The organism is Kitasatospora sp. NPDC057198 (assembly GCF_042670125.1).
Classification (GTDB): domain Bacteria; phylum Actinomycetota; class Actinomycetes; order Streptomycetales; family Streptomycetaceae; genus Kitasatospora.
Window position 1 is genome coordinate 1 of sequence record NZ_JBHUWH010000268.1, and the last position, 10,696, is coordinate 10,696.

The window sequence follows — 10,696 nt, forward strand, 5'->3', positions numbered from 1 at the left end:
GCGCGATCTGGCACAACCGAACCACCGGCCGACCCGTCACCCGCTCCCTGATCGCCTACGACCACTGACCGACTTCGGAACTACTCGTCTAGCCGGTGGCCGCCAGGGGCAGCACGTCGAACGAGCGCAGGCAGGCCGAGGAGCGCCGCACCGGCTCCCCGGCCGGGGCCAGCCGGGGGAAGCGCTCCAGCAGCCGGCCCAGCAGCAGCGCCCCCTCCAGCCGGGCCAGCGCCGCACCGAAGCAGTAGTGCGGGCCGGCGCCGAAGCTCAGCACCCGCACGCCCGTCCGGTGCACCAGGAAGGCGTCCGGGTCCGGGTAGCGGTCCGGGTCCCGGTTGGCGGCGCCGAGCACCGCGGTCACGCTGCCCCCGGCCGGGACGGTCACCCCGCCCACCCCGACGGGACGCAGCGCGAGGCGCTCGGTCATCAGCACCGGCCCGTCCCAGCGCAGCACCTCCTCGACCGCGCCGGGCAGCAGGCCCGGGTCGGCGCGGAGCAGCGCGGCCTGCCCGGGGTGGGTGAGCAGGGTGTGCACCGCCGTGCCGAGCAGCCCGGCGGTGGTCTCGAACCCGGCGACGAAGACCAGCAGCAGGAGATCGGCCAACTCGCCCTCGCCGAGCGGCTGTCGGGCTCCGGCCCGGTGCCGTCCTCCGTCAGGGGGAGACTCCGCACCGGGGTGCCGGTCCACGCCGGGGTGCCGGTCCGCACCGGCCTGGGCGAGCAGGGCCGAGGCGAGGTCCCCGGTGGGGCGGGCGCGGCGTTCGCGCAGCAGGGCGGCGAAGTACTCGCGCAGGACGGTCACCGCCGCGTCCGCCCGGTGCCAGTCCTCGTCCGAGCGCACCGGCTCCAGCAGCCGGGCGGCGTCCCGGCCGAGCCGGTGGAAACGCTCCCGGTCGGCCCGGGGGACGCCGATCAGTTCGCCCACCACCGCGACCGGCAGCGGATATCCGACGATTTCCTGGAAATCGGCCGCCCCGCCGTCCGAGGTGGCGTCGGCGAACCGGTCGAGCAGTTCCTCGACGGTCTTCTCCACCCCGGCCGACAGCTCTGCCACCCGGCGCGGCCCGAACGCCGCCGTCAGCGGCGCGCGCAGCCGCTCGTGCGCGGCCCCGTTGGTGCCGAGCAGCGAGGCGTAGAAGAACTCCGCCGCCGGGCGGGCCGCCCACTCGGGGCGCTCGCGCCGCAGCCAGTCGCCGTCCGGCACCGCGAAGGCCGGGCCGGACAGCACCGCCTGGCAGTCGGCGAAGCCGGTCAGGAAGCGGGTGTCCAACTCCTCGTCGTGCAGCACCGGGGCGATCTCGCGCAGCAGCGCGAGCGGGAGGTAGGGACCCTGCGGGGAGTCGGGCGCCCCAGGGGCGAAGGCCGACCGCAGGAGCCCGACCGCACCCGCCGGGCCCGCCGAGGAACCGTCCACCGAACTTGCCCACCTTCACCCGCAGCGGCGCACGCCGGACCCGCCGAAGCGACCCTGGAATGGCATGCCGTTCGGGTAGAGAGTAGCCGAATGTGAAATCCCGCGCACAGCAGGAAATCATTGAAATAGCCATCCTCCCATAGGACTTACCGACCATTTCCGAATGCGGCACGGAACTCCCCGGGCGTCGCACCGGGCCGGCGGCGTCGGCGTCGTGCGCCCCCTCAGTCGACCCCAGTCGACCTCAGTCGACCTCATCGGCGGCCGGCCGACGCCGACCGGGAACCCGCCCGGCATCGACCCCGGCCCCGGGATCGGCCCCGGCCCCGGCATCGGCTCCGGTGTCGTACTGCTGGGCCTGGATCCGGTACATCCGGCGGTAGCGGGTGTCCTCGGCCATCAGCTCGGCGTGGGTGCCCTGTTCGACCAGGCGGCCGTGGTCGAGGACGGCGATGTGGTCGGCCCTGGCGGTGGCGGCGAGCCGGTGGGTGATCAGGATGACGGTGGCGCCCAACTCCCGCAGGTGGCGGATCTGTTCGAAGGCGGCGATCTCGGCGGCCGGGTCGAGTGCGGAGGTGGGCTCGTCGACGACGACCAGCGCGGGATGGCGGCCGTCCGCGTCGGGGGTGGCCAGCCGCAGGTGGGTGCGGGCGAGCGCGATGGTCTGCCACTGGCCGCCGGAGAGCTTCACCCCGCCCTCGAAGCCCTTGGCCAGCAGGGTGCGCCAGCCGTTGGGGAGGCCCTCCAGGACGCGGTGCAGGCCCGCGTAGTCCGCGGAGGCGTCCAACTGCCGCCGGTCGACCGGCACTTCGGGGCGGCCGAGGATCAGGTTCGCCTCCATCGTGAACGGCCAGCGCTGGTAGCTCTGGTCGAGCAGCACGGTGGAGCGGAACTGCTGGTGCCGGTCCGCGTCGGCGGTGTCGACGCCGTCCCACAGCACCCGGCCGTGCTGCGGCCGGTAGACCCCGCAGAGCAGGTGGGCCAGCGTCGACTTGCCGGAGCCGTTGACGCCGACCAGCGCGGTGACCCGGCCGCGGCAGATCGTCAGGTTGACCCGGTCGAGGGCGGGTTCCCGCTTGCCGGGGTAGGTGAAGGTGACGTCCTCGACGGTGATCGTCTCCGGCCGCGCGGGCAGCGCGGCGCCGCCGGTGGGGATGGCCCGCAGGTGGCCCGCGGTGCGCAGCCGGTCCAGGTCGCGGACGAACAGCGACTCCTCGTACAGCGAGTTGATCCGCTCGACCAGGCCCCCGATGCCCGCGGCGCCGGTGCGGATCGCCAGGACGGCGGTGAAGGCGGCGGCGAGCGGGACGGCGTGGTCCAGGACGAGCCAGCCGAGCAGCCCGAACGCGCCCGCGGTGGCCAGGCCGGCCAGCGCCGCGGTGAGCGTGTCGGTCACCGCCCGGACCCGGGCCAGCCGGCTCTGCTCGCGCACCGAGGCGGCGGACATCAGCCCGTAGTGGTGCAGCAGGAACGGCCCGGCGGCGTGCACCCGCTGCTCGGCCGCCGAGTACGGGTGGATCAGCAGGTCGGCGATGGCGGTGCTGGCCCGGTTGTGCTGGATCATCGCGCGGGCCGAGGTGTACTGGCGGCGGGCGGTGAGCACCGCGCCCCAGCCGCGCGGCGCGGTGATCAGCACCAGCATCGCCAGCAGCAGCGGGTTCAGCACGGACAGCACCCCGGCGACCGAGACCAGCGACAGCGCGCCGGTCAGCACGGCGGTGGCCTGCCCGATGATGTTCTGCAGGGCCATCGCACCCCAGCGGGCGCTGTCCACCTCGGCCAGGAACTCCGGGTCCTCGATCGCCGCCAGCTCGGAGCGGCTGACCACCTCCAGGAACTCCAGCGTGGCCAGCCGGAACACGGCGGGCTGCAACCGCCCGGCGGCCCAGGTCGACAGCGCCTGCAGCAGCGCCGAGGCGGCCGCCAGCGCCCCGGCCACCGCCACGGCGGGCACCGCCGCCCGGGTCACCCGCTCGATGCTGCCCGGCGCCATCAGCGCCGTCAGCACCCGGTTCACCGCGACCAGCGAGGCCGCCGCCGCGGCCCCGCGCAGCACCTCGGCCCCCACCAGCGCCACCAGCGCCCGCGGGCTGGCCGCCCAGGCCATCCGCCCCGCCAGCAGCAGGAACCGCGGGATCTGCCGGGCCACCGACCCGAACGACAGCTTCCCCGCGGCGAGTTCGTGCTTGGCCCAGCCGTGGCTGTACCGCATCGGCCCGCCGAACAGCAGCCGCTCACTGTCCGACACCGGCGGCCCCCCGTCCGCCGCCCCCGCGCTACCCGCCCCGCTGCCGCCTGCCCCGTCCGTCATGTACGCCCCCTCCCGCTCCGGAAGAACGGACGGCCACCCCTCGCACGCGAGTACGCCCCCCGCTCCGCTCAGCGTAGGGAGCCGCGGGGGCCCTGCGGACGCTTCCCGGCAGAAGCCACCCGATCCGGTGAAACATCCCAACTGGCGTCCTGAGCAACGTCGTTGCTCCAGGTGCCAACCCCTCCCCGGCTCCGACCGGCCGCTCCTCCCTCCGGACGAACGGGCCCGGGACGACTTCCTCCTCCAGGGTGAAGGCGGTCGTCCGGCCGGGCGACGACCCCGGACGGACCGGTGCCGAACCATGGAGGCCATGCAGCCGACCACCGCCCTCCCCACCGCTCCCGCTCCCGCTCCCGCCACCGCCGCCCTCGACGCCGAGACCGAGACCGGCACCGGCACCGGCACCGGCACCGGCACCGGCACCGAACGCCCCGTCCCCCGCTGGGCGGAGCTGACCGCCCGGGCCATCCCCTGGGTGGGGCTGCCGGTCTGCCTGTGGCGGCTCCCGTTCGCCTTCGGCTTCACCATGGGAACGGTCCAACACGCCTCCTTCGACTGGACGGTGACCGCGCCATACGTCCTGACCCTGAGCACCGTCTCGGAGTGCCTGGCGCTGCTCTGCCTCGGCCTGGTCCGCGGCTGGGGCGAGCGGCTGCCCGCCCGGATCCCCCGGTTCGGCGGCCGCCGGATCCCCCCGGCCGCCGTGGCCGCCCCCGCCGCGGTCGCCGGGCTGGCCCTGATCGCACTGCTGGTCAGCTGGGTGCTGGCGGTGCTCGGTCTGGGCAGCAACCTCCAGTACACCGCCCCGGGTTGGCAACTTCTGGGCGAGAGCTGCCAGGGCGTCATGGTCCTGTGGGGCCCGATGCTGCTGGCCGTCACCCTCGCCTACTGGATCCGCCGCCGTCGCTGATCCGGTGGACACCGAGCTTGACGCCGAGCCACTTCGGATTGGCCACGGAAGAGTTGAGGCGGTCAGCCGTCCTGAGCTCCGGGCGCCAGACCGGCCCGGTGGGCCAGGACCACCGCCTGCACCCGGTCGCGCAGACCGAGCTTCGCCAGGATCCGCGACACGTAGGTCTTGACCGTCTCGGGCGTGATGAACAGCTCCCCGGCGATCTCCACGTTCGACAGCCCGTCCGCGATCAGCCGGAACACCTCCAGCTCACGGGGCGTCAGCACCCGCACCACGTCCTGCCCGGCGGTCCGGGTGCTCCCGGCCGGACGCACGTGCTGGGCGAAGTGGCCGATCAGGTGCCGGGTGACGGCGGGGGCCAGCAGCGCCTCGCCCCGGGCCACCGTCCGGATGCCGTTGACCAGTTCGGCCGGACGCGCGTCCTTGAGCAGGAACCCGCTCGCCCCGGCGCGCAGCGCCTCGTAGACGTGCGCGTCGACGTTGAACGTGGTGACCACCAGCACCTTCGGCCCGCCACCGGCACCCGCACCGCCCTCCGCGCCCTCCCTGCCCTCCGCGTCGGGTCCGACCAGGCGGCGGGTCGCCTCGATGCCGTCGAGCAGCGGCATCCTGATGTCCATCACGACCACGTCGGGGCGCAGCCGCCGGGCGGCCTCGACCGCCTCGTGGCCGTTCCCGGCCTCCCCGACGACCTCCAGGTCGGGCTGCGCCGAGAAGATGGTCACGTAGCCGGTGCGCACCAGCGCCTGGTCGTCGCAGACCAGCACCCGGATCGGCGGCGCCGGTCGCACCTCCGGCGTCCCTGTCGATGCGTCAGTCACGGTTCCTCACTCCTGAATCGTCCCGGCCGGCCCTGCCGTACCCGCCGGACCGGCCGGAATCATCGCACGGACCTCGAACCCGCCCCCGGGCCGCGGCCCGGCCGCCAGTTCACCGCCGAGCATCCCCACCCGCTCGCGCAGCCCCGTCAGCCCCCGCCCGCCCCGCGGACCGCGCGCCGCCGGTATGCCCGCCGTCCTGGCGCCCGGACCGGTGCCCGCACTGGCGCCCGCACCGGCGTCCGGGCCGTCCGTGGTCACCTCGACCCCGAGCTGCCCGCCGCCGTACCGCAGCAGGACCCGGGTCGGCCGGCCCGCCGCGTACTTGAGGGCGTTGGTGAGCGCCTCCTGCACCACCCGGTAGGCGGCCAGTTCGACGTCCACGCCCGGTGCGCCCGGCTCGCCGTGCTCGTGGAACTCGACCGGCTGCCCCGACCGGCGGGCCCGCTCGACGAGGTCCGCCACCCGCGCCAGGGCCGGCGGCGGCCCGGTGTCCGCCACCCCGCTCCGCCCGCTCCCCCCGCCGCTCCCGCCGCCCGCCGCTCCGCCCGCCGCCTCGCCGGTCGCCTCCAGGACGCCCAGCAGGTAGCGCAGTTCGGTCAGCGCCAGCCGCCCGGTGTCGCTGACGGCCTCCAGCCCCTCCACCGCGCGCCGCGGCGCGGACTCGACCAGGAACTGCGCCGCGTCGGCCTGCACCACCATCGCCGTCACGTGGTGGGTGACCACGTCGTGCAGTTCGCGGGCGATCCGGGCCCGCTCGGCGGCGGTGGCCGCCTCGGCCGCCAGCCGCCGCCGCTGCGCCTCCTCGGCCCGCCGGGTGCGCACCGCGCTGCCGGCCTGCCGGAACGCGACCAGCACCAGGCCGAACGCCAGGTAGTCCGGCACGCCCTGCGGCGAACCGAGCCGGTGCAGCAGCACCGTCAGCAGCGCGTAGCCCGCGACCGCCGCGGCGGCCAGCGCCCGCCGGGCCCGGACCTGGTGGGCCCCGGCGGAGTAGAGCGCCAGGTACAGGCCGGTGCTGGCGGGCGTGGTCGGGAAGCCCAGCGCCTGGTGCACGGCGAACGCGGCCGCCACCACCGCCAGCGCGGCCCCCGGCCACCTGCGGCGGACCACCAGCGGCAGCGCCTGCGCCAGCACCAGCCCGGTGCCCAGCAGCCCGGTGCCCGACAGGCCCGCCGTCCGCTCCGGCAGGTCACCGATCTGCGCGCCGACCCCGGACAGCGTCGGCACGAAGGCCGTCAGGGCGAGCAGCACCGCGAGGACGCCGTCCTTGAGCAGGACGTCCCGCTCCCGCCACCGGTCGTACCGCACCCGCCACCAGCCGTGCGGCTCCCGCCACCAGCCGTGCGGCTCCCGCCACCGGCCGTCCCGCTCCCGCCACCGGCCGTGCGGCACCCGCAGCAGCCGAGCCACCCGACGCTCCATCGTCCCCTCCTCCTGCCCCCGGCCCCTGACCCCTGGCCCCGACTCAGTTCCCGCCCTGCCGACGGGACTTGAGCCCGCCCTCGCGCCGGGCCCGGACGAACATCACGGTGGCGAGGACCAGCGCGGTCAGCACGGGCAGCAGCGAGGTCTCCAGCCCGAAGGCGCCGCCGTTCAGCAGGGCGGGGCCGTGGACGCCGACGTCGAACAGGCCCTCGGGCGCGTGCCCGGAGACCGGGATGCCGAGCAGCTGCTCCAGGGTGTTCCAGGCGAAGTGCAGGCCCGTGACGAACCAGATGCTACGCCGCCACAGGAACGCGGCCCCGAGCAGCCCGCCCGCCTCCAGCGAGATCGCCAGCGCGCTCCAGCCGTTGGCCTCCGGGACGACCAGGTGGGCGGCGCCGAAGAACAGCGAGGTGACCACGAGGGCGACCCGGCTGCCCCACAGCCGCTCCAGCGCCTGCAACGCCAGGCCGCGGAAGATCAGTTCCTCGCTGACCGAGGCGCCGAGCTGCACCGCGACCGCGCTGCCGACCACCGGCAGGACGTCCTTGCCCGCCCAGGAGAACGCGTAGCCGCCGCACGCCATGATCAGCAGCACCGAGCCGAGGACGAACCCCAGCCCGACCCCGCCGCCCCGCACCGCCTCCCGCCAGGCCCCCCGCCGGGCGATCTCCGGGGTGTCCCGCCCGGCCACCCGCCGCATCACCACCCAGTACACGGCCACCGCGGCGACCGCCCCCAGCGCCGGCACCGGCCCCGGGCCGTTCGCCGTCACCCCCGAGACCAGCGCGACCCCCGCCGCCCCCGTCAGCATCCAGCCGATCGGCGCCCGCAGCAGCCGCCCGAACCGGCCGGGCCGCCCGCCCTCCCCCTTCGACTCCTCGAAGCCGACCCCCTGCTGTCCGGTCGTCGTCGTACCCATCCTGGCCTCCCCTGTCGCGGTCCGGTCGCCCTCGCGCCGACCTGACCACCACGCTAGGAATCCGCCGCTCTCCGCGAATCACCCGCGCCGGGACACCCCGGGTAGCTCGCACGGGGGATGCGCGACGGCCCCGGACGCTCACCGGGCGCAGACCAGCGGCCGCCGGACGCCGACCGCCGGGCAGCGGTCGCCGGACAGCGGTCACCAGGCACCGGTGACCGGGCCGCGGTCGGTCCGGGGGGCCGCGCCGTGCTCGGCTAGCGCCGCCGTGACGCGGTCGAGCAGGGTCAACGCGCGGGCCAGCTCGGCCCGTTCGGCGGCGTCGAGGGTGTCGGCGAGGGTCCGGGAGAGCAGGGCGACCCGGTGCCGGCGGTCCTCTTCGAGCGCGGCCTTCCCGGCGGCGGTCAGGGTGAGGACCTTCTTGCGGGCGTCGGACGGGTCGTCGCCCGCCGCGAGGTGGCCGGCGGCGGTGAGTTCCTTGACCGTGGCGGCCATGGTCTGGTGCCGCACCCCCCGGCCGGCCGCCAACTCGGCGGTGGTCAGGGCCCCGCGCGCGTCCAGCAGGTCGAGCACCGCCGCCGGGATGGGGGCGAGCCGGTCCTCCGAGCGGGTGGCCCGGACCAGGGCGCCCACCGCCGCCCGCAGGTCGGCGGCCAGCCGGTCGGGCGCGGCGTCCGCGCCGGAGGCGGTAGCGGCGGGGTCGGGCGAATCGTTCATGCCCCCAGGCTACAGAAGTACAGTTAGACCTGTACAGCACAGCCTGTACAGTCCAGACTGCACATCTGCTGCGCGCCTCTCGCGCACCGCCACCGGAAGGGCCGACGATGCACCTGACCAAGCACACCCACGCCTGCGTCACGCTGACCAAGGACGGTGCCCGGATCGTCGTCGACCCCGGCGCGTTCACCCCCGAGGCGGCGGACGCGGTCGCCGCCGCCACCGCCGTCCTGATCACCCACGAGCACCCCGACCACGTCGACGCCGACCTGCTCGCCCGAGCCCTGGAGACCCGCCCCGACCTGCGGGTCTTCGGCCCGGAGTCGGTGGTCGGACGCTGGTCGGCCCGCCGCGGGCAGGTCACCGCGGTGCGGGCCGGCGACCGCGTCGCCGTCGCGGGGTTCGACGTCGCGGTCTTCGGCGAGCTGCACGCCGCGATCCACCGCGACGTGCCCCGGGTGACCAACCTCGGCTACCTCGTCGACGGCCGGCTCTACCACCCCGGCGACGCCTACCACGTCCCGGACGCCCCGGTGGAGACGCTGCTGCTGCCCACCAGCGGCCCCTGGACCGGCATCGGCGCGGCGGCCGACTACGTCCGCGAGCTCGCCCCGCGGCGGCTGGTCCAGATCCACGAGGTGATGCTCAGCCGGATCGGGCAGGAGTCGACGGCCCGCTTCCTCAGCCCCGCGATGCTCAGCCCGGTACCCCTGACGGTCCTGCCGCCCGGCACCACCGTCACCGTCTGACGCCCCCGGCCCGTCCCCCCGGCCAGGAGGAACGGGCCGGAGGAACGGGCCGGGGAGACGGGCCGGGGGGACGGGCCGGGGACGGCCGGTTCAGCAGGCGATCGGCGCGGAGCCGAGGGCCACGTCGTCGTACCAGAGGGTGTCCGCGCCGTTGCCGTAGGACTCCCAGCCGAGGTACAGGGTGGCCGGTCGCGGGGCGGTGGTGCGGACGAGCCACTGCTGGTCGATGTCCGCGGTGGGGACGCCGTCGTCGTGCAGGCCGGGCACCAGCCGGTCGTCCACCCAGGTGTCCATCGACTGCCGGGTGGTGTCGACGGCGAAGCGGACGCACACCCACTGGTTCACCGGCAGCGGCACGCTCTGCGCGACCCCGGTCGGGCTCTGCGCGGGCAGCGTGGCGTCGTCGGACTCCCGGTTCCACTGCAGGGCGCCGTTCTGGCCGCCCAGGCGCAGGTGCTTGTTGCCGTCGTTGGCGTCCGCCATGGTGACCATCGCGATGTGGTCGGCCGGCAGTGCGGTGGTGTGCCGCACCCAGTACCGGGCGTAGACCACCGGGCCGACCGCGGCGACGTTCTTCGTGGTGGCCGCGAACACGTGGTTGCAGTACCCGGCCTGCGCGTCGATCCGCAGCGAACGGCCGCCGCCGTGCACCACCGAGGTGTCGACGGCCACCTTCCCGGCGCCCGAGCAGTCGGGCGCGGCGACGGTCCAGTCACCGGTCAGCGTGCTGCCGCTCTGGTCCTCGAAGCCCGAGCAGACCACCGCTCCGCCGCAACCGGTGGGACCGGCCGTGGGCGACGCGCTCGGGCTCGAAGAGGGGCTCCCGCTCGGGCTCGAGGACGGGCTCGGGCTCGAGGACGGGCTCGTGCTCGGGCTCGCGCTCGCGGACGGGCTGGGCGTCGGGGTCGGCGTGGGCGACTGGCTGGCCGAACCCCCTTGGCAGGAGGCGCCGTTGAAGGCGAAGTCCGCCGGGACGGGGTTGCTGCCCGACCAGGTGCCCTGGAAGCCGAAGGCCGCCGAGCCCCCGCTGCCGATGCTCCCGTTGTAGGCCAGGCTGCTCGCCGTCACGGCGGTGCCGCTCTGGCTCACCTGCGCGTTCCAGGCCGAGGTCACCCGCTGGCCGGCCCCGAAGGTCCAGCTCAGCGTCCAACTGCCGACCGCCGCGCCCGTGTTGGTGACCGTCACCTGCGCGGTGAAGCCGCCGCTCCACTCGTTGTTCGTCCAGGTGACCTGGCAGGCCCCGCCGGCCGCGCCGGCCGGCCGCGCACCCGCTCCGGCCAGCAGTCCGAGGACCATCGCCACCACCGCCGCGAGCACCGCCATCGGGCGCCATGCTCTGCTCCGTACCATGCCGAACCTCCCTGCTTTGTCGGTGAGTTGCTGCTTGCGTGCCGTACGGGGCCCCGGACCCTGGCGCGGGTCCGGGG

General features: G+C 75.6%; 9 protein-coding genes. 2 read left to right on the plus strand and 7 right to left on the minus strand.

Annotated features, from left to right (window positions below; genetic code table 11):
- Positions 1-88: 88 nt before the first annotated feature.
- Together ACFUEL_RS25960 and ACFUEL_RS25965 are read right to left on the minus strand one after the other, a co-directional pair.
- Complete coding sequence (locus ACFUEL_RS25960; protein ID WP_380239172.1) at positions 89-1,414, minus strand: cytochrome P450; 1,326 nt, start codon at positions 1,412-1,414, stop codon at positions 89-91.
- Between the two features lie 244 nt (positions 1,415-1,658).
- A complete protein-coding gene (locus ACFUEL_RS25965; protein ID WP_380239173.1) occupies positions 1,659-3,662 on the minus strand; it encodes an ATP-binding cassette domain-containing protein in 2,004 nt (667 codons plus the stop codon).
- A 373-nt stretch (positions 3,663-4,035) separates the two neighbouring features.
- Here ACFUEL_RS25965 and ACFUEL_RS25970 point away from each other — a divergent pair, with 373 nt between their 5' ends.
- Positions 4,036-4,635: a hypothetical protein gene (locus ACFUEL_RS25970; protein ID WP_380239174.1), complete on the plus strand. Its 600-nt coding sequence runs from the start codon at positions 4,036-4,038 to the stop codon at positions 4,633-4,635.
- A 62-nt stretch (positions 4,636-4,697) separates the two neighbouring features.
- On the opposite strand, the gene ACFUEL_RS25975 is transcribed toward ACFUEL_RS25970, so the two are convergent.
- The 4 genes from ACFUEL_RS25975 to ACFUEL_RS25990 form a co-directional block, all read right to left on the minus strand.
- On the minus strand, positions 4,698-5,459 hold the full coding sequence (locus tag ACFUEL_RS25975; RefSeq protein ID WP_380239175.1) for a response regulator: 762 nt from the start codon (positions 5,457-5,459) through the stop codon (positions 4,698-4,700).
- 6 nt (positions 5,460-5,465) lie between these two features.
- Entirely contained in the window at positions 5,466-6,881 is a 1,416-nt protein-coding gene (locus ACFUEL_RS25980; RefSeq protein ID WP_380239176.1) for a sensor histidine kinase, read from the minus strand.
- A gap of 43 nt (positions 6,882-6,924) precedes the next feature.
- A complete protein-coding gene (locus ACFUEL_RS25985; RefSeq protein ID WP_380239177.1) occupies positions 6,925-7,803 on the minus strand; it encodes a CPBP family intramembrane glutamic endopeptidase in 879 nt (292 codons plus the stop codon).
- Positions 7,804-8,004: 201 nt separating this feature from the next.
- Positions 8,005-8,520, minus strand: coding sequence for a MarR family winged helix-turn-helix transcriptional regulator (locus ACFUEL_RS25990; protein ID WP_380239178.1), 516 nt, complete (start codon positions 8,518-8,520; stop codon positions 8,005-8,007).
- 107 nt (positions 8,521-8,627) lie between these two features.
- Here ACFUEL_RS25990 and ACFUEL_RS25995 point away from each other — a divergent pair, with 107 nt between their 5' ends.
- Entirely contained in the window at positions 8,628-9,269 is a 642-nt protein-coding gene (locus ACFUEL_RS25995) for an MBL fold metallo-hydrolase (RefSeq protein WP_380239179.1), read from the plus strand.
- 90 nt (positions 9,270-9,359) lie between these two features.
- Here the strand turns inward: ACFUEL_RS25995 and ACFUEL_RS26000 are convergent, their stop codons facing one another.
- Positions 9,360-10,592: a cellulose-binding domain-containing protein gene (locus tag ACFUEL_RS26000; protein ID WP_380239180.1), complete on the minus strand. Its 1,233-nt coding sequence runs from the start codon at positions 10,590-10,592 to the stop codon at positions 9,360-9,362.
- Between the last annotated feature and the right edge of the window lie 104 nt (positions 10,593-10,696).

What these genes read in the sequence shown, in the direction of transcription:
- ACFUEL_RS25970 (WP_380239174.1), top strand. Translation starts at nt 4,036, where the DNA reads ATGCAGCCGACCACCGCCCTCCCCACCGCTCCCGCTCCCGCTCCCGCC.
- ACFUEL_RS25980 (WP_380239176.1), bottom strand. Translation starts at nt 6,881, where the DNA reads ATGGAGCGTCGGGTGGCTCGGCTGCTGCGGGTGCCGCACGGCCGGTGG.
- ACFUEL_RS25985 (WP_380239177.1), bottom strand. Translation starts at nt 7,803, where the DNA reads ATGGGTACGACGACGACCGGACAGCAGGGGGTCGGCTTCGAGGAGTCG.
- ACFUEL_RS25990 (WP_380239178.1), bottom strand. Translation starts at nt 8,520, where the DNA reads ATGAACGATTCGCCCGACCCCGCCGCTACCGCCTCCGGCGCGGACGCC.
- ACFUEL_RS25995 (WP_380239179.1), top strand. Translation starts at nt 8,628, where the DNA reads ATGCACCTGACCAAGCACACCCACGCCTGCGTCACGCTGACCAAGGAC.
- ACFUEL_RS26000 (WP_380239180.1), bottom strand. Translation starts at nt 10,592, where the DNA reads ATGGCGGTGCTCGCGGCGGTGGTGGCGATGGTCCTCGGACTGCTGGCC.